This is a genomic window from Celeribacter halophilus, assembly GCF_018860305.1.
In the GTDB taxonomy this organism is placed as follows: Bacteria; Pseudomonadota; Alphaproteobacteria; order Rhodobacterales; family Rhodobacteraceae; genus Celeribacter; species Celeribacter halophilus_A.
The window spans coordinates 16,922-34,322 of record NZ_JAHKPE010000013.1; the positions used below are offsets into that span (position 1 = coordinate 16,922).

Below are 17,401 nucleotides of genomic sequence, written 5' to 3' on the forward strand. Positions count from 1 at the left end.
GATTGTTTTGGTTGCTTGAGGGGGCTTGCGCCCCAAAGTCAGGCCCTCATAAGAGGGACTGACGAATTTCTTCGATCATGGATTTTCGTTCAGATCGGGCGGCTAGAGCTTCATCCATTTCAACACGTTTGAATTTTACCGGCGTATTCGGCTGCAATTGACCAATCAGATCCATATCGGCAGAAATGACTGCACCAAGGGTGAAGTATCCACCACCGGACACCGCATCACGATGCAGCACGATGGGTTCCAAGCCTCCCGGCACCTGAATGGAGCCATAGGAATAGCATCCATCCACGATGTTCGAAGGATCTGAGCCTGCACCAAACGGCTGAGGACGATTCACAAATTCCATGGGCTGGCCGCCCCGGAACCGGTAGCCCATACGGTCGGCTTCCGGTGCAACGACCCAGTCATCGTCGAAAAAGGCTTTTTGACTTTTCTCGGTCAGGCGATGCCAATAGAGGCCAGTAAGGACGCGCAGGACTGCGGGAGTAGCGGGGCGACGGCGCAGCGCGTCGGGAACTACGCGCCCTTCCGTTACAACAGTCCCTTCGCCGACGGGAAGTACATCCCCTGCAGCAATTGCACGCCCTTCGAAGCCGCCTAGAGCTCCGATTGGATAAGTGGAACGGGATCCTAAAGCGGGTTCTGTATCGATACCGCCGGAGACAGCGATATAAATTCTGGCACCGGTTTTCAAAAAGCCGAAGGACAACACTTGGCCGGGCTTTACGCTAAAAGATGTCCATGTTTCCCGAGGTTCACCATCAAGCGTCATTGGAATTTCTGCGCCCGTGACGGCAACACTCATCTCGGCTCCAAACTTGATCTCAGGCCCCATAAATACGGCCTCAAGGCCTGCGGCAGTTTCATCATTGCCAACAAGCAGATTTGCCGCCCGGAATGACAGCCGATCCATCGCGCCGCCTTCTGGAATACCAAGATGAAAGTAGCCGGGCCGGCCAAGATCCTGAATGGTTGTGGCAAGGCCGGGTTTGATGATTTCAAGCGTCATTGAGGGCCTCCATCAGTTTGGCATTGAAGCCGGTCATGTCGTTGTTGAATGCGTCGAGATCAAAAGCGACCTCTGCGATGCGCGGTTTATAGGTGCCGTCTTCGATTGCTTTGGTAATCCGGTCAAATTCCTCGCGATCAATCGGTTTCCATTTTACGATGTCGCCGGGTTTGAAAAAGACCATGAAGTCTTTCAGATAGCTGACCTTTTGATCCGGATCGAAAATGGTCATCGGGGTGATGCCGAACATCTGGTATCCACCCGCACCACGTACGGAGTATATGCAGCCGAAACATCCACCGATACCAACGGTGTGGCGCGGCGTATCTGTGCGCGGGCGCAGATATTTAGGCACTTCAATCTGTTTGTCTCGATCCACCAATTGGTAGAGGAAGGGCAATCCAGCTACAAATCCGACCATGGAGACAAACCACGGCTGCGAATGATAGGCTTCGATAAATGCCTCTACCGTATCATATCCGTTGATCCGTGCTGCGTATTCGAGATCCGTCCCTGATGGATCTTGGTGCCGCTCGCGAAAGCGCATAAGGGTCTCATGTGTCCATGGGTCCTGAAAATAAACCGGTATCTCGATGATGCGGGTGTCGAGCCGCTTTTCTTGTGCTTTTGCTTGATGCTCGAACTCTTTGATTTTCTCCATCATTGCCTCGGGGGCGATCACATCGGGATCAAATCGCACCTCGAATGAGGCATTTGCAGGCAAAATCTCGGTTACACCCGGGATATTCGCTTCACGCACAAGGTTGGAGAGCGACAGGCAGATGAAGAAGGCGTCGAGTGACATTTCATCGTCGATTTCGACATAAATATGTTCGTCCCCGCCATAGCTATAACGCGTTTTCATGCGGCGTCTCCTTCGGTTACAGACAGGTTTCCGGCCTCAAGCCAGGGTTCCAGCCATTGGGTGTGGAAAGCCCCCTTGCGGACGTCGGGATCGGATGCCAAGGCCAAATGCAATGGCGTAGTTGTTTTTGTGCCTCCGATTTCCATGCTTTCAAGAGCAGATACGAGTTTGTCTATGGCGGCGTCTCGTGTATCGGCATGCACAATAACCTTGCCCAACAGCGAGTCATAAAATGGTGGAATTTGATACCCTTCGTAGAGAAAATGATCGAAGCGTATACCTTCGCCCGTTGGTTCTACCAGTTTTGACACAACTCCCGGCCATGGCATGAAGTTCATGTGTGGATCTTCGGCGCACAACCGTACTTCAATCGCATGGCCTGTTCTTGTGATCTCATCTTGGGTCATCGATAATTTGTCGCCGCCGCACACCTTGATCATCTCGGCCACAAGATCGATACCCGTGATCATTTCGGAAACAGGATGTTCAACCTGGATACGGGTATTCATTTCGATGAAGAAGAACTCATTCGTTGCCTCGTCGTAGAGGTATTCCAGTGTGCCCGCTCCACGATAGTTCACAGCTTTTGCCAATGCCACAGCGGAGGCACAGAGCTTTTCGCGGGTTTCATCATCGAGACAGGCAGCACCAGCTTCTTCCCAGACCTTCTGGCGGCGTCGCTGCAAGGAACATTCGCGTTCATAGCAATGTACGGCATTTTCTCCATCACCAAGGATTTGCACCTCGATATGACGCGGCGACAAGATGGCACGTTCGATATAGAGTCCCCCGTCACCAAAGGCAGCTTCGGCTTCAGCCATAGCTTGTGGGGCAAGAGTTTTTAGCTCTGCTGCATTCTGCGCGATACGGATGCCACGACCGCCGCCACCTGCTGCGGCTTTGATCATGACTGGATAGCCAATGCTTTGGGCTATGGAGAGCGCCTCTGACAATTCAATGCGCCCGTCTGAACCCGGTACAACGGGCACGCCGGCTGCTTCGGCAACCTGACGTGCAGCGACTTTGTCGCCCATGCGCTCTATCGTTTCCGCAGGGGGGCCAACAAAAATCAGACCAGCCTCTTCGACAGCCCGCGCAAAAGCGGCGTTTTCTGAAAGAAAGCCATAGCCAGGATGGATCGCATCTGCCCCCGTATCTTTTGCGGCCTTCAGAACAGCTTCGATATTGAGATAACTGTCTTTCGAGGCAGCGGGACCAATGCAAACAGCTTCGTTCGCGAGTTTTGCGGCGAGCATATCTGCATCAGCTTCTGAGTGTACCTGAATAGTGTGGATGCCCAGTGCTTGAGCTGCCTTCACGACACGCACCGCTATTTCACCGCGGTTTGCTACCAAAAGTCGGTTAATAGCCATTTATTCAAGCTCCGCGAGAATAGCCCCGGCAGTGACGGGGGATGCATCCTCAGCCACATAAGCTTTGAACGTACCTTCGACTTCGGAGTTAACAGCGATGAACGTTTTCATCACTTCAACCAGACCGATCTGGTCCCCCACGGCAACTTTGTCTCCGGGGGCCTTGAAAGGCGGATCTTCAGGGGAAGGTTTGTGATAAAACGTACCGGGAAGTGGGGATTGGATATTGCTCATTAGTTTAGTCCCTGTTGCTTTGGAGTCAGTTTAGGCGGTCTCGAGTACAGCGGACGCCGGACCTATGTTGATGCCGTTTTCGGTCAGAGCGGTTCGAATGGCGCGGCCGATTTCAAGGGCACCAGGTGTATCGGAGTGGAAACAAATCGACTCAAACGCGATGTCGATATCATTTCCTGTAACAGTCGTTACCTTGCCTTCTAAGCAGGCACGCAGACATTTTTGCGCTATTTCAGCCGGATCAGGACGTGCAACACGACGCGTAAACACGATCGCTCCGTCATCACCGTAGTCACGATCAGCATAGAATTCGCGGATCACCGGTTGTCCAAGCCGTTTGGCAACTTCGTAAGTGATCGAACTTCCCATGCAGAAGATCAGAAGATCGCCATTAATGCGAGACAGACTTTCGATCATGTGCCGCGACAAATCCTCATTGATAGCAGCCTCCATATAGAGTGCCCCGTGAGGTTTGACATGCTGAAGGCGAATGCCATGCCGCCGCCCGAACTCCCGGACTGCGCCGATCTGATAGATGATGTCGTTGACCAGTTCCTCAGGCGTAGTTTTGATATAACGCCGTCCGAACCCTTGCAAATCCCTGTAACCAGGGTGCGCGCCGAGACCGACACCATAGGCTTGGGCTAGCTTGATCACGCGGTCCATGGAGTTGGGATCGCCTGCATGAAAACCGGCGGCAATGTTGGCCGAGGAAATCAGAGCCATTAACTCTTCATCAGGAGCTTCGCTCAGAGTCCAATGTCCGAACCCCTCTCCCATATCGCAATTCAAGTCGATGATCTTTCGCATTCCTGATCCTTAAATTTCTATGGGACCAGCATCGGGAAAAAACTGTATGTTTGTAAAATACAAAAATCAGCATGATCATTATCGTATATTCCGAATGAATAATTCAAAAGAAGATTAAAATGAATATTAGAATTTACCACGAATGATGTAACTTTAGGCGATCTGTGAAAAATATCCCCAAAAATGAATTTGAATTATCAGATATATGATACAAGCAAATTCGAATTATCCGATTTTAGGTGTGCGAGAAAAGTTTCGTACAATGTATAAAAAACCGATTTCAGAGAATCCGAACGGGAGTAACGGCATGAACCTTCGTCAGTTAAAGTATTTCATTGCTACGGCTGAGATGGGGCAAGTCAGTAGAGCCGCCAGTGAATTGCGCATTTCACAAAGTTCTATCACCTCCGCGATCCGGGAGTTGGAACAGGAGCTCGACGCGATTTTGTTCGTGCGTACCGCACATGGTATGGACCTGACGCCTCCCGGGCGAGAGCTTTTGGGGGCCGCGCGGGAGATCATGGAAAAAGTAGAGGTGGCGCGCAATGTGGTGCAAAGTCATTCTGAAATCGAGGGCACTATCAATATCGCGGCGACCTATACGGTGATAGGATATTTCCTGCCCTATCACCTTGACCGCCTCAAACACCGATTTCCTAGGCTTGATATCCGTTTAACCGAATTGAACAGGGAAAGCATCGAGGAGGGGCTCATCACGAATCGTTTCGATATGGCTGTCCTTTTGACCTCGAACACAGAAAGCCGTGAATTGGAAACACAGACCTTGTTAAGTTCCCAGCGTCGCCTCTGGGTGCCCCAAAGCCATCCGTTTCAACTTAAAGGCCTCGTAACTTTTGCCGAGATTGCACAAGAAGATTACATCATGCTCACCGTTGATGAAGCTGCAAACACATCTATGAAATACTGGGGGCCGACGGGGCTTTCCCCAAAAATCAAACTCAGGACATCTTCAACAGAAGCAGTGCGCTCCATGGTTGCGAATGGACAAGGTGTCACAATTCTTTCGGACATGGTTCATCGCCCGTGGTCGCTTGAAGGGCGGCGCATTGGCACAGTTATGACGGACATGGAAATCCCATCAATGGATGTCGGATTGGCTTGGCGCAAGGGGCAGCAATGGAGTGAGGCTACACGAGTGTTTTATGATTATTTTACAGAAGTCTTTCTGGAACCTCAGATGGGGCATCAGGCGCAGCGGGGTTAATAAGGGGGCGTAGTTAGAGTAATATAATCAAACAGGCCGTCTAGGGGCAGGCATCATAGCCACAACATAAAAACGGCGGCGAGAGCGCAGGCTGAGAGGAAGAGTTTTGGGCAATGGTCGTAGCGTGTGGCGATGCGTCTCTAACCCTTGATCCGCAAGTAATTGTTTTCGATATTGTGCTGTTGCCGATATCGCCCCTCGTCATGAAGGGGGGGGGCTGACGCGCCTCAGCTTGGTGAGAATTGCAAATAGGGCGGAAAGTCGTCGGGTGGCTCGATGATCGCGGTAATCTTGAGTTGCGCAACAGTGCGGTTGCAGGCCTTTTCGAGATGTTCGGCGAGTTTGCGAGACGCATCGTTGATAGAGCCTGCAAGGGACAATTCGATGACCTGTCCCAGTTCGTGGATTGATTGCGAGTCTGGTGGCAGTCCAAGGGCGAAGAGCGCCGACTGACAGGCTTCCAGTGCCAATTTGTTATTGCTTGCGGCTGTGGCGAGGTCTTCGTTGGGGGTGGACAAAATGACCATTTCGAAGAATTTCGCGTCGATCTCGGTCCACTTTGCAGGTGTCATAGCGCCTTCAGCGGTAAGGCGTCGAATGTCCTGGGCAAGTCGTTCCAAGGGCTCATCATGCAGTTGGGCGGAGGCGAGGGCGGCGACTTCCAATATTCTGCGTAATTCGTATTTATCCTTAATTTTCTTGGATGATAGCGGCTCTACAACCCATCGTGACGTGCGGCTTTTCTGGATTAGGCCGCGTTCTTGTAAGCGGGCCAGAACGTCACGGACGATCGTGCGCGAAACGCCATATTCTTCGGCGACGAGTGCTTCGAGCACACGAAACCGTCCGAACACGGGGCTGCGCGTGATATGTCGCGCGACATCGTCATAGATCCGCAGCCAACTCGGCTGGGTCATGCTGTCTTCTGTATCGGTGTGCTCAAGATGCAATTCTCGCAAATTAATCCGTTTGGGCGTGATGTCATCTCCTGAAACCAGAAAACCGCGACCGGAGAATCGCTCGATCAGTCCCTCGGCCTCAATTATTTTCAGAGCGCGTTTGATTGTGGCGCGCGACATATCCAGCCGTTCCGCCAGTGCGCTCTCTTGCAGCACCAGCCCCGAATACAGATTTCCCTGCGCAATGTTGTTGCGAATGAATTCGGCGGCCACTTCGAAAAGAGGGGCGCGTTTGTCCCGTTCTTTCGGTCTCGCAGTATTTGTGTCGCGCACGCTCATATCTACCTCATTTTGCGTATTAGAATCATAGTCTCCGGCGCGACGGGAGGGAAGTCCTATAGTTTTGTGTGCAAAAATCAAAATGATTACAGATTGAGCGATTCCAATAAAAGTATTGTTAAAACAGTAGTTAACACATTTCGTGTAGGTGAAAATTTTTTGAATTACGTGTTTTGTTAATAAAAAAAATCATTTTTAGCTTTACGGAATATCTAAAAACGATGTTTGTATTAGAAAAATCAAATTAGACGATGGGGAAGTTGATTGTGCTGACACTTAGCCGAGTAAGTCGCGTCTATGGCGGGACGGTTGCCTTGGATGGCGTCGATATCGTTGTGCCGGAAAATACCTACATGTCCCTTCTTGGGGCCTCTGGATCGGGTAAGACGACCTTGTTGCGCCTGATCGCGGGGTTTGAAGAGCCTGATGCGGGCGAGATTTCCATTAACGGCACGCGCATTGATGGCAAACCGCCGCATCTGCGCGATATCGGATTTGTCTTTCAGAACTTCGCGCTGTTTCCGCATCTGTCGGTGGCGGAGAATGTATCCTTCGGTTTGCGCCATCGGGCGGTCTCCCCGATGACCAACGAAAGCGAGATTCAGGACCGTACGCAAAACGCGCTCGAACTTGTCGGGCTCGACGGGTTCGGCCATCGCGGCGTGGGAGCGATTTCAGGTGGTCAGCGTCAACGGGTTGCCCTTGCGCGCACTTTGGTGTGCGAGCCACGGATTGTTCTGCTCGACGAGCCGCTTGGCGCGTTGGATGCCAACCTGAGGTCGCGGATGTGCGACGAGTTGCGGGCGATCCGCGAGCGTCTGGGCGTGAGCTTTTTGCATGTCACGGGATCGGAAACCGAAGCCCTTACGATGGGCGACCGCGTTGCCGTGTTGGCCAACGGGCGGATCACGCAGGCCGATGCGCCCGAGACATTGTTCAGCGCCCCCGAAACCGTCGAGGCGGCACGACACTTGAACGCGTGGAACATATTCGACAGCGCCTTGTGCGAAGCGATGCCGCCCGCGGGTGAGATCGCTGTGCGCTTTGATCAGATGGATGTCAGCGCCGAAGGCCAAGCTCCTCAGGAGCGCCCTCATTTGCGTGCGCAATATCTGACGGGGGAATTCAACGGGCCGACCGCGCTGGCCTTTTTCCGCGCGGCTGATGGTTCGCTGTTGCAAGTCGTCGATCACCTGAGCCAGCCGCGTCTTCCCAATCTCGTCGAGGGGCAGGCTTATGATCTGCATTTCCCCCTTCAAGCCTACCGCCAATTTCATGGAGCTGCCTGATGTCCGCCCTGTTGACTGCCCCCCCCGCCGAGACGGACCTGTCTCCCTCCGATGCAGCGATTTCTCCTGCCACCTTGCGCGAACGCAAGGACCGCCGGCGAGCTTTTGCGCTTCTGACACCAGGATTGATCTGGATGGCGCTGTTCATGGTTCTGCCCATGATTATGGTCGTCTATGTCTCCTTCTGGACGCAAACGACCTTCGCCGTGAATTCGGAGCTGACAACGGCTAGCTGGGAGCGGTTCCTCAGCTCTCCGACCTATCTGGCCGCCATCTGGACCACCCTGCGCATCTGGTTGATCGTTCTGGCCGCGACCATCGTGGTGGGCTATCCCGTTGCGCTCTTTATCGGGTTGTTCGTGCGCAACAAGACGATCCAGACCGCGCTGCTTGTAGCCTGTGTGATCCCGTTCTGGACCTCCTTCCTCATTCGCGTGATCGCATGGCGGCCCATGCTGGGTACAGAAGGGGCGATCAACACGATCCTGCTCAAACTGGGGATCATCTCCGAGCCGCTGACCTTCCTGCTGTTTTCCGAGTTCTCGGTGCTTGTCGGCATGACGCAGATCTACTGCGTATTCATGGTCGGGCCGATCACCTTCATGCTCGGCCGGATTGATATATCCGTCATCGAAGCGGCACAGGATCTCGGCGCGTCTTTCGCAACGATCTTCCGCCGCATCATCCTTCCGCTTTCGCTTCCGGGGGTTCTGGTTGGCTCGATCTTTGTCTCGGTTATGGTGCTGGGCGAATTTGCCACCGCCGCCTCGCTGTCTGGGCGCAAGGTCAACCTGCTGGGCAATATCATCGTCAGTCAGGTCGGCTCTCTCAAATGGGCCTTTGCCGCCGTCGCTGGCGTGGTCCTGACCATCATCATCACCGCTGTCATCGCGCTCGCGCTGCGTCTTGTCGATCTGCGAAAGGAAATGTGAGCTATGGAATCCCGTATTCTCCGCCCTACACTGGGTGCCTATACCGCGCTCTTTCTTCTCTTCCTCTACGGCCCGATGATCGTGCTCGCGATCCTGTCGTTCCAAAGCATCGACGGCGGGCCACAGTTCCCGATCCGCGACTGGTCGGTCTACTGGTATCAGCACCTTTTGGGTCTGGCCGAAAGTTCGCGCGTGTCGCAGCTGCCCGTGGGCGATAGCCTGATCCGTTCGATCACGCTGGCCTTCATGACCACGGTCGTCTCCACGGTTCTGGGTGTGATGAGCGCGGAAGCCTTCCGCACCAAGTTCAAAGGGGCCGGACCTGCCTTCTACCTGATCATTCTGGGTATGATGGTGCCTGGGGTTCTGGTCGGGCTTGGCATGGCGCTTTTGTCCAACACTTTGGGCATAGGCCGCGCATGGTGGAGCACCTCTTTCGTGCTGCACGTGGTCTATACATACCCCTTCGCCTTTCTGGTGATGCTCGCGATCTTCAACCGCTTTGACCGCACCGTCGAAGAAGCCTCCATGTCGCTGGGTGTGACGCCAGCACAGACCTTCCGTCGCGTGACTTTCCCGCTCATCTTCCCCGGTGTGCTGTCGGCAATGCTGTTCTCCTTCACGCTCAGCTACGACGAGTTTGCCCGCACACTCTTTACTGCGGGGCGCGATCTGACATTACCTCTGTCGATTTACGGAACATTCTCGGTCGAGATTTACCCGAATATCTTCGCCTTCGGCGTGCTGACGACGCTTTTCTCCTTCACGTTGCTGGCGATCTACGGGTTGCTCATGAAGCGCTTCACTGCCAAGGCCGCGCGTTTCTCTGGTCAGGAGGACGCAGCATGATCGCCCTCGTGACTGGCGCAGGATCGGGTATCGGAGCCGCTATCGCCCTACGACTTGGCCGTGACGGACATACGGTTGCCGTTAATGACCTGACGCTTGCGGCGGCGGAAGAAACCGCAGCGCAGATCAGGGAGAATGGCGGGCAAGCCACGGCTTACGGTGCCGATGTGAGCGACGAGCAGGCCGTGAACGACATGGTTGCCAAGATCACGGAAGATCATGGTGCACCAGGAATTCTGGTCAATAATGCGGGCTTTGGCCATCAGGCACTGTTCATGGATATCGCGCCGGAGATGTTCGACAAGATTTTCGCGGTGCATGTGCGCGGCAACTTTCTATGCACGCGGGCCTGCCTTCCGGCAATGCTCGCCAAGGGGCAGGGGCATATCATCAATATCGCTTCGCAACTGGGCCAGATCGGCGGGGTTGAGCTCACCCATTACGCAGGGGCCAAGGCCGCCATCATCGGGATGACGAAATCACTGGCGCGCGAAGTCTCTGACAAAGGCGTGCGGGTCAATGCCGTCGCCCCCGGACCGATCAACACGCCTCTGGTCGAGGCGCTTTCTGAGACATGGAAAGCGGCCAAACGCGCGGAACTGCCATTGGGGCGGTTCGGCGATCCTGACGAGGTTGGTGGCGTTGTGTCCTTCCTCATCTCCGATGATGCCGCGCTTTTCGTGGGTCAGACGCTCGGGCCGAATTCCGGCGACGTGATGCTGTGACGCTCCTCCCCATGCAAATCAAAGGACGGACCAATGGATAAGAGAATTGTATTGATCACGGGCGCAGGGATCGGGATCGGTCGTGCGGCGGCGCTGTGTTTCGCGGGCCTTGGTGATCATGTCATCGTCACGGATGTGCTCCAAGAAGAGGGCAGGGCGGTTGTCGCCGAGATCGAAGCGGCGGGCGGCAGTGCCGAATTCCACCTCCTTGATGTGCGCTCGACCGAAGAGGCCGATGCGCTGGTCGGGGATCTCAACAACAGGTTTGGCGGGATCGATGTGATCGTTGCCAACGCAGGCGTTGCGCTGCGTGTGCCGATGTCGGAGATGACCGACGAGGTATGGCATCAGACAATTGATATCGACCTCTACGGCATGATGCGCGTGATCCGTCCTGCGCTGCCCGAGATGAAGGAGGGGGCGTCGATCATCTGTCTGAGTTCGATCATGGGATCGCATTACGGATGGGACGAGCATGTCCATTATTCGACTGCGAAATCCGGCGCGATCGGCTTTGTGCGGGCGCTTTCGGTGGAATATGCCGACAAAGGCATTCGCGTGAACGGTGTCGCACCCGGCTATATCCGCACTGCGCAATTGCTCAACCCCGGCCACAGCCTCGGCCCCGAAGCGGCGGATATCGCCTCGCCCTACATTCCGATGCAACGCCTCGGAGAGCCGTCCGAGATTGCCAACGTTATCAAATTCCTTGCCTCCGACGATGCGTCTTACCTCACGGGTCAAGTCGTCACCGTGGATGGCGGGCTCACACCAGGTCGCTACTAGGCCTGTCTCACAAGAAGCGGGTCTCGCCCGACGCAACCAAACTTCTCCAACATTAGGGAAACTCAAATGACACTCAAATCTAACCGTCGACAATTTCTGAAATACGGCGCTGCCGCGGGGGCTGCGGCGCTTGGTTCGGGGGTGCACCCGTGGACGCGCATGGCCTATGCGCAGAACCTCTCCGATCAGGAGTTGCGCACCACGGGTCTGTCTACCACAGTGCAGGACCGCATCCTTGAGATGTTCAAGGCACAGTCTGGTGTTGCCGCCACTTCTGGCACGCCGTCCACTTATCCTGACGCTCAGACCAAAATCCTGTCGGGTTCGTCGGATTATGACGTTTGGGAAATCATCGGCGAGCGTCTGCCTGCGTTGATCGCCACTGATAACGTTGAGCCGATCCCCGTTTCGGAACTGCCCAACTGGGGTTCGATCCGTGACACATTTACCAAGAGCGACCCCAAGTGGGCGCCTCATGAACAGATCGCGGGCCAGATCTGGGCTGATGAAGCCAAGACGCAACTCTACATGGTGCCTGCGGTCTACAACTTTGATTCCATCGGCTATAACCCCGATGTTCTCTCCGAAGAGGAAGCCAACACTTGGACCGCTCTCTTTGACGAGAAGTGGAAGGGTAAATCGGGTCTCAATGTTGATCCGCTGATTGCCATCGGTCAGGCCGTTCTGGCGATGAACTCTCTGGGGCTGCTGGAAGCCAAGAACCCCGGCAACCCGACCGTCGCGGAAATTGACGAAGCAGTCAAATTTCTCATTTCCAAGAAGAAAGCCGGTCAGTTCCGAGCACTTTGGGGTGATTTTGGCGAGCTTGTGAACCTGATGGCTTCAGGTGAGATGGTTGTTTGTGACGCATGGCAACCTGCGGTTATGGCCGTGAAGGCGCAGGGCAAACCGTCGCGCTACGCGACGCCGAAGGAAGGCTATCGCGGTTGGGCCATCGGTCCGTCGATGCTCAAGGGCACGCCGAACCGTGAGGCCGCCATCGCCTATGCCAACTTCTGGCTTTCGGGTGAACCAGGCATCACCGTGACCGAGCAAGGTTACTACTCGCCTTCCACCAATATCAAGGACGCGATGGACCCCGACAAATACGCCTTCTGGTATGAAGGCCAGCCGTGGAAAGGCGAACCCGAACGCGGCATCAATCCGGGCGACTTGCGCGATGGTGGCTCGCTCGAAGAGCGTTCCTCCAATGTCGCCTACTGGCACCAGTGGCCTGACGAATACGATTACCTGATTCAGCGTTGGGATGAGTTCCTGAACGCCTAACGCAAGGAGGGGCGCACGCATGTTTCTGCTCTTCCCCTGTGTGCGCCCTTTGAACCCTACTACCAAATGAAAGCGGATCGTCATGGTCAAAGATCTTGAGCTGATTTCTGTCGGCAAAACCTATCCCGATGGCACCGTCGCTGTCTCCGATTTCGACCTCAAGGTCGAGAAGGGGGAGTTCGTGGCCTTTCTGGGGCCGAGTGGCTGCGGGAAATCCACCACGCTGCGCATGATTGCGGGGTTCGAGGATATCACCAACGGCGAGGTCTTGATGATGGGTCGCAATGTGACCCATGTGCCGCCCGAAAAGCGACCGACCTCGATGATTTTCCAGAATTACGCGTTGTTCCCGCATATGTCGGTGCGTGAGAACGTGGCTTTCGGTCTAGATGTCAAAGGGACGCCCAAAGCCGAGCGGGACCAGAAAGTCGACCGTATTCTCGATATGTTCGACCTCGAACAGTTTGCCGATCGCAAGGCCGACAAACTCTCGGGTGGGCAGCGTCAGCGCATCGCCTTGGCGCGCGGTCTGGTGGTTGAGCCCGAAATTCTGTTGCTCGACGAGCCTCTGGGGGCGCTGGACGCCAACTTGCGCCGCATCATCCAGAATGAATTGAAACTGTTGCAGCGCGAGTTGGGCATCACCTTCATCTTCGTGACCCATGCCCAGTCCGAGGCGCTTGGCCTGTCGGATCGTGTGGTGGTCATGTCCAATGGTGTGGTGGAACAAATCTCCGCCCCGCGCGATTTATACAGAAGACCACAAACACCGTTCGTTGCGGATTTTATCGGCGCGAACACGCTCATTGAGGGCACGCCTAAAGGCGCCGCCGATACTGGCTTTGGTCTGATCGAGACGCCCTACGGAGTGATGCGCGGAGTCGGGCGCGGGGATGAGACAATGGCCGTTGTCCCTGCCGAAGCCTTCCGCATCAAACCGTTGGGAACGCCCGACGAAATCCACCTGAGCGGGACGCTGGCCAGCCGCCAGATCGTCGGCTCTGTGGGGCACCTCAAAGTCCGCCTTGACGAACATCGCGAGGTGGCCGTCGAGGTGCAGGCCGACCGCGAAGACGTTCGTGCGATTTCCCTTGGTGCGCCGGTGACGCTTGGCGTCGATCCGGCCTCCGTCACTCTCATTCACGCTTGATCATCTAAAAAGGAGACTACCCCATGACAAAAGAAATTCTTGTAGGTTTCGGCATTGATGTGGACGCCGTCGCCGGCTGGCTCGGGTCTTATGGCGGCGAGGACAGCCCCGACGATATTTCGCGCGGTGTTTTCGCTGGCGAAGTCGGCTCGATGCGGCTTCTCGACCTGTTCGACAAACTGGACATCAAGACAACCTGGTTTATTCCGGGCCATTCGGCGGAAACCTTCCCCGAGCAAATGGCCGAAGTCGCCAAGCGCGGTCATGAGATCGGCATTCACGGCTACAGCCACGAAAACCCGATTGCTATGACGCCCGAGCAGGAAGAGGCGGTACTCGACAAATGTATCGACCTGATCACCGAGCTTTCGGGCAAGCGGCCCACGGGCTACGTTGCGCCGTGGTGGGAGTTTTCCAATGTCACCAACGAGTTGCTTTTGAAAAAAGGCATCAAGTATGACCACTCGCTGATGCACAAGGACTTTGAGCCTTACCGCGTGCGCGTGGGCGACACTTGGACCAAGATCGACTATGCGGGCAAACCCGAGGACTGGATGAAACCCTTGGTGCGCGGGGAAGAAACCGATCTGATCGAAATCCCCGCCAACTGGTATCTCGACGATCTTCCGCCGATGATGTTCATCAAGAAATCCCCCAACTCGCACGGCTTCGTCAATCCGCGTGACATTGAACAGATGTGGAAAGACCAGTTCGATTGGGTCTACGACAATATGGATTACGCGGTCTTCCCGATCACCATCCACCCCGATGTTTCGGGCCGTCCGCAGGTGCTTTTGATGCTGGAACGACTGTTCAAGCACATGGCCTCCCATGAGGGTGTGAAGTTCGTGACAATGGACGAGATGGCCGACAACTACGACAAGAAGTTCCCGCGCGGCTAAGCGCGGATGCGCGGGCGGTTCGCCGCCCGCGTTCTTTATTCAGGCGAAACCATAGTAAACGACAGGGGCAGGGTATGTGTTCTCTTTGTGGCATTCTAGGCTGTGATGATCATTGGACAAACGCGGTTGCGCGACCGGGTGTGTATTCGCGCAACCATGACGACCACGCCCGTCGCGTTGAAACTGCGCGTCGATTGAAATCGGCCAATGCCGTTTTGTCCTTCCGTCGCCTCAAGCTCGATGTCTGGCAAGGGCGTTCCTATGTCGTGACCTCGCCCACGGGCGCGTCGAGCGTGTTCGAGGCGCTGTCGCATCTCTGGCCCGAGGCCGAGACGTTGGCCTCGCGCGGTTTCGACCCGTTGGACGAGGAACTGATCGCATGGATGGAAGAGGGGGCACGTGCATGACTCCTGTTATCCTTCTGACGGGTTTTCTTGGTTCGGGGAAAACCACACTGCTTCAACGGCTCTTGCGTGATCCCGCGCTGGAAAACACGGCGGTTCTGGTCAACGAATTTGGCGAGGTGGGGCTGGACCACCATCTGCTGGACCGCATCGACGAGAATGTTGTGTTGCTCAAATCGGGCTGCATCTGTTGCACTGTGCGCGGGGAAGTTGCCGATGCGCTCTCCAATCTGCACTCCATGCGCGCGCGGGGGGAGTTGGATTTTGATCGCGTTGTGATCGAGTCTACAGGTCTGGCCGATCCCTATCCCGTGCTTCAAACCCTGACTGCGCATCCCGTGTTGCGTTCCCATTTCACCAATGGCGGCGTGATGACCACGGTGGATGCGGTCAACGCCGAGATGCAGGTCGAACACCGTGCCGAAGCCGTGCGCCAGATTGCAGCGGCAGATCGGATTCTCCTGACCAAAACCGATCTTGCGCCTGAGGGGGCGGAGGCGGCCCTGCGTCGGCGGCTGTTACGGATCAATCCCGCCGCCACGGTGTTGACAAGCATGGACCCCGTTGCGCGGATTATGCAAGATTTCGGGCCGGCGGTTCTGGAGGGGGCGCAGGCATTGGCTCCCGTAGGATCACAAGAGGCGGCCTGCGCCGCTGGCACTTGCGATCACGATGAACATCACCACCATCATTCCGATAACCGTGGCGCCGATGTCGTGCATGATCATCACGACCACCATGATCACGCACATCACCACCACGCCCACAGTCATCACGACGAAGCCCTTGGTGTTACGAGCTTTTTCCTTCAGATTGATGATGGTATAGATTGGACAATGTTCGGAACTTGGCTTACGCTCTTGTTACATCATTACGGCGACAGGATTTTTAGGGTGAAGGGTATTTTGGCGATCGAAGGCGAGGATCGACCCGTTGCGATCCACGGCGTCCAGCACTTGGTGCACGCGCCCACGCATATGGAGAATTGGCCCGTCGACGCGAACGGCCAGCCCCAGCGACAGTCGCGGCTTGTGTTCATTCTCGAAGGCATCGAACCCGAGCGCATTCGGCGCTCGTTTGAGGCGTTCATGGGAACTGATCGTGTGCGAGCCGTTGCATAATGACCAAACCGCTTCGTATCCTGACCACTGAAATTCAGCCGTGGCGCAGTTTTCAAGCGCGCGCGGAGGCGGATTTGGGATTCCCTCTGGAATTCATCGAAAAGGATTTCAATAGCGCACAGCGCACAGCCGCCTTCGCGCCCGAAAGTTTTGATGTTTACGACCAGTGTTTCCACAACCTCGATATCGTTTGGTATTGGCGTGCGGTGCAGGCCATCGACACCAAGCGGATCGAGAAATGGGACGCGCTTGACGATCTGTCGCGTGTTCTGCCTGAGAAAGGCACCTGCGCGGCGGGTGATGTGCCCGCGTCCAGACTTTATGTGCAACGAGACAAGACGCTCTCGGATGTGCCGAGCCGTTATATCTCCATGCTGCCTACCTTCTACAATTTCGACAGTTTTGGCGTCGAGACGACGGGGCTGGACGTGGATCAGGATATCGGCAGCTGGGCCGCGCTCGTCGATCCGCGTTGGGCGGGTCAGGTGGCCTTGGTTGATGAACCCGCTATTGGCCTGTTTGACCTTGCCATGGCTCTGTCTGCGGCGGGTCGGATTCAGTTCAAGGACATGGGCAATATGACTGTCGCGGAAATCGACCGCCTGATTGACGAAGCAAAAGCGCTTGTCGCACGCGGGCATTTACGCCCTTTTTGGCTGCGGGCCGACGAACCTGTTGAGCGGTTCCAGAATGGCGAGTTAAAACTGGCCTCGATCTGGTCTCCAACCATTGTCGAGATGCGACGCAAAGGCATTCGCGCACGTCAAGCGCACCCCAAGGAGGGCTATCGCGCGTGGCACGGAGGCATGTGCCTGTCGCGGCATCTCGCCGGGCGGCGTCTGGATCAGGCCTATGAGTGGCTCAACTGGTATCTTGGTGGATACGCGGGGGCAGTTGTGGCCAAGCAGGGCTATTACATGTCCGCATCCGGGCCGGTGAAGGAGCAATTGCCAGCCGAGTATTGGGATTACTGGTATGAGGGGCTGCCCGCGCGTCAGGATTTGACGGATGTCGAAGGCCGCGTTGCAATCAAAGCGGGGCATATCCGTGCGGGCGGGTCGTGGAAGGCGCGAGGGCGCAATATTGCGATTTGGAATACCACGATGGACGAACACAATTACGTCGTTCGCCGCTGGAAAGAACTGGTGGCGCTGGCTGCGCAAAAACACCGCGTCCAGCGACGCGTAAGCTGA

Annotated in this window: 18 protein-coding genes; 12 read left to right on the forward strand and 6 right to left on the reverse strand. The window is 55.6% G+C overall.

Features of this window, described 5'->3' with window-relative positions:
- Positions 1 to 46: 46 nt before the first annotated feature.
- The 5 genes from KO492_RS01750 to KO492_RS01770 are packed head-to-tail and all read right to left on the reverse strand — an operon-like array spanning position 47 to position 4,300.
- On the reverse strand, positions 47 to 1,018 hold the full coding sequence (locus KO492_RS01750) for a biotin-dependent carboxyltransferase family protein (RefSeq protein ID WP_216043392.1): 972 nt from the start codon (positions 1,016 to 1,018) through the stop codon (positions 47 to 49).
- Positions 1,008 to 1,883, reverse strand: coding sequence for a 5-oxoprolinase subunit B family protein (locus KO492_RS01755; RefSeq protein ID WP_216043393.1), 876 nt, complete (start codon positions 1,881 to 1,883; stop codon positions 1,008 to 1,010). Before KO492_RS01755 ends, KO492_RS01750 begins: the two co-directional genes overlap by 11 nt.
- Entirely contained in the window at positions 1,880 to 3,256 is a 1,377-nt protein-coding gene (locus tag KO492_RS01760) for an acetyl-CoA carboxylase biotin carboxylase subunit (RefSeq protein WP_216043394.1), read from the reverse strand. Before KO492_RS01760 ends, KO492_RS01755 begins: the two co-directional genes overlap by 4 nt.
- A complete protein-coding gene (locus KO492_RS01765; RefSeq protein WP_216043395.1) occupies positions 3,257 to 3,490 on the reverse strand; it encodes an acetyl-CoA carboxylase in 234 nt (77 codons plus the stop codon).
- Between the two features lie 30 nt (positions 3,491 to 3,520).
- Entirely contained in the window at positions 3,521 to 4,300 is a 780-nt protein-coding gene (locus KO492_RS01770) for a 5-oxoprolinase subunit PxpA (protein ID WP_216043396.1), read from the reverse strand.
- A 262-nt stretch (positions 4,301 to 4,562) separates the two neighbouring features.
- On the opposite strand from KO492_RS01770, the gene KO492_RS01775 reads away from it, so the two are divergent.
- Entirely contained in the window at positions 4,563 to 5,525 is a 963-nt protein-coding gene (locus KO492_RS01775) for a LysR family transcriptional regulator (RefSeq protein WP_252735179.1), read from the forward strand.
- A 227-nt stretch (positions 5,526 to 5,752) separates the two neighbouring features.
- Here KO492_RS01775 and KO492_RS01780 read toward each other — a convergent pair whose 3' ends face one another.
- Entirely contained in the window at positions 5,753 to 6,763 is a 1,011-nt protein-coding gene (locus tag KO492_RS01780) for a GntR family transcriptional regulator (protein ID WP_216043397.1), read from the reverse strand.
- Between the two features lie 251 nt (positions 6,764 to 7,014).
- Between KO492_RS01780 and KO492_RS01785 the strand changes: the two genes are divergently transcribed.
- From KO492_RS01785 to KO492_RS01835, 11 genes are all read left to right on the forward strand, one after another.
- A complete protein-coding gene (locus KO492_RS01785) occupies positions 7,015 to 8,052 on the forward strand; it encodes an ABC transporter ATP-binding protein (RefSeq protein WP_216043398.1) in 1,038 nt (345 codons plus the stop codon).
- Entirely contained in the window at positions 8,052 to 8,984 is a 933-nt protein-coding gene (locus KO492_RS01790) for an ABC transporter permease (protein ID WP_252735180.1), read from the forward strand. Before KO492_RS01785 ends, KO492_RS01790 begins: the two co-directional genes overlap by 1 nt.
- A gap of 3 nt (positions 8,985 to 8,987) precedes the next feature.
- Positions 8,988 to 9,833: an ABC transporter permease gene (locus KO492_RS01795; RefSeq protein ID WP_216043399.1), complete on the forward strand. Its 846-nt coding sequence runs from the start codon at positions 8,988 to 8,990 to the stop codon at positions 9,831 to 9,833.
- Positions 9,830 to 10,558 (forward strand): SDR family NAD(P)-dependent oxidoreductase, encoded by a 729-nt coding sequence (locus KO492_RS01800; RefSeq protein ID WP_216043400.1) that lies wholly within the window; start codon positions 9,830 to 9,832, stop codon positions 10,556 to 10,558. Before KO492_RS01795 ends, KO492_RS01800 begins: the two co-directional genes overlap by 4 nt.
- A gap of 33 nt (positions 10,559 to 10,591) precedes the next feature.
- The gene (locus tag KO492_RS01805; protein ID WP_216043401.1) at positions 10,592 to 11,344 is read left to right on the forward strand and encodes an SDR family NAD(P)-dependent oxidoreductase; all 753 of its coding nucleotides are present in this window, start codon (positions 10,592 to 10,594) and stop codon (positions 11,342 to 11,344) included.
- 66 nt (positions 11,345 to 11,410) lie between these two features.
- Positions 11,411 to 12,631: an ABC transporter substrate-binding protein gene (locus tag KO492_RS01810; protein WP_216043402.1), complete on the forward strand. Its 1,221-nt coding sequence runs from the start codon at positions 11,411 to 11,413 to the stop codon at positions 12,629 to 12,631.
- A gap of 82 nt (positions 12,632 to 12,713) precedes the next feature.
- Entirely contained in the window at positions 12,714 to 13,781 is a 1,068-nt protein-coding gene (locus KO492_RS01815; RefSeq protein ID WP_216043403.1) for an ABC transporter ATP-binding protein, read from the forward strand.
- A 23-nt stretch (positions 13,782 to 13,804) separates the two neighbouring features.
- Positions 13,805 to 14,683, forward strand: coding sequence for a polysaccharide deacetylase family protein (locus KO492_RS01820; protein WP_216043404.1), 879 nt, complete (start codon positions 13,805 to 13,807; stop codon positions 14,681 to 14,683).
- Positions 14,684 to 14,757: 74 nt separating this feature from the next.
- The gene (locus KO492_RS01825; RefSeq protein WP_216043405.1) at positions 14,758 to 15,090 is read left to right on the forward strand and encodes a hypothetical protein; all 333 of its coding nucleotides are present in this window, start codon (positions 14,758 to 14,760) and stop codon (positions 15,088 to 15,090) included.
- Positions 15,087 to 16,208, forward strand: a complete 1,122-nt coding sequence (locus KO492_RS01830) for a CobW family GTP-binding protein (protein ID WP_216043406.1) — start codon at positions 15,087 to 15,089, stop codon at positions 16,206 to 16,208. Before KO492_RS01825 ends, KO492_RS01830 begins: the two co-directional genes overlap by 4 nt.
- Positions 16,208 to 17,401, forward strand: a complete 1,194-nt coding sequence (locus KO492_RS01835) for an ABC transporter substrate-binding protein (protein ID WP_216043407.1) — start codon at positions 16,208 to 16,210, stop codon at positions 17,399 to 17,401. The genes KO492_RS01830 and KO492_RS01835 overlap by 1 nt, the downstream gene beginning before the upstream one ends.

What these genes read in the sequence shown, in the direction of transcription:
- KO492_RS01765 (WP_216043395.1), bottom strand. Translation starts at nt 3,490, where the DNA reads ATGAGCAATATCCAATCCCCACTTCCCGGTACGTTTTATCACAAACCT.
- KO492_RS01775 (WP_252735179.1), top strand. Translation starts at nt 4,563, where the DNA reads ATGTATAAAAAACCGATTTCAGAGAATCCGAACGGGAGTAACGGCATG.
- KO492_RS01810 (WP_216043402.1), top strand. Translation starts at nt 11,411, where the DNA reads ATGACACTCAAATCTAACCGTCGACAATTTCTGAAATACGGCGCTGCC.
- KO492_RS01750 (WP_216043392.1), bottom strand. Translation starts at nt 1,018, where the DNA reads ATGACGCTTGAAATCATCAAACCCGGCCTTGCCACAACCATTCAGGAT.
- KO492_RS01780 (WP_216043397.1), bottom strand. Translation starts at nt 6,763, where the DNA reads ATGAGCGTGCGCGACACAAATACTGCGAGACCGAAAGAACGGGACAAA.
- KO492_RS01785 (WP_216043398.1), top strand. Translation starts at nt 7,015, where the DNA reads ATGGGGAAGTTGATTGTGCTGACACTTAGCCGAGTAAGTCGCGTCTAT.
- KO492_RS01790 (WP_252735180.1), top strand. Translation starts at nt 8,052, where the DNA reads ATGTCCGCCCTGTTGACTGCCCCCCCCGCCGAGACGGACCTGTCTCCC.
- KO492_RS01815 (WP_216043403.1), top strand. Translation starts at nt 12,714, where the DNA reads ATGGTCAAAGATCTTGAGCTGATTTCTGTCGGCAAAACCTATCCCGAT.
- KO492_RS01755 (WP_216043393.1), bottom strand. Translation starts at nt 1,883, where the DNA reads ATGAAAACGCGTTATAGCTATGGCGGGGACGAACATATTTATGTCGAA.
- KO492_RS01820 (WP_216043404.1), top strand. Translation starts at nt 13,805, where the DNA reads ATGACAAAAGAAATTCTTGTAGGTTTCGGCATTGATGTGGACGCCGTC.
- KO492_RS01805 (WP_216043401.1), top strand. Translation starts at nt 10,592, where the DNA reads ATGGATAAGAGAATTGTATTGATCACGGGCGCAGGGATCGGGATCGGT.
- KO492_RS01795 (WP_216043399.1), top strand. Translation starts at nt 8,988, where the DNA reads ATGGAATCCCGTATTCTCCGCCCTACACTGGGTGCCTATACCGCGCTC.
- KO492_RS01830 (WP_216043406.1), top strand. Translation starts at nt 15,087, where the DNA reads ATGACTCCTGTTATCCTTCTGACGGGTTTTCTTGGTTCGGGGAAAACC.
- KO492_RS01835 (WP_216043407.1), top strand. Translation starts at nt 16,208, where the DNA reads ATGACCAAACCGCTTCGTATCCTGACCACTGAAATTCAGCCGTGGCGC.
- KO492_RS01825 (WP_216043405.1), top strand. Translation starts at nt 14,758, where the DNA reads ATGTGTTCTCTTTGTGGCATTCTAGGCTGTGATGATCATTGGACAAAC.
- KO492_RS01770 (WP_216043396.1), bottom strand. Translation starts at nt 4,300, where the DNA reads ATGCGAAAGATCATCGACTTGAATTGCGATATGGGAGAGGGGTTCGGA.
- KO492_RS01760 (WP_216043394.1), bottom strand. Translation starts at nt 3,256, where the DNA reads ATGGCTATTAACCGACTTTTGGTAGCAAACCGCGGTGAAATAGCGGTG.
- KO492_RS01800 (WP_216043400.1), top strand. Translation starts at nt 9,830, where the DNA reads ATGATCGCCCTCGTGACTGGCGCAGGATCGGGTATCGGAGCCGCTATC.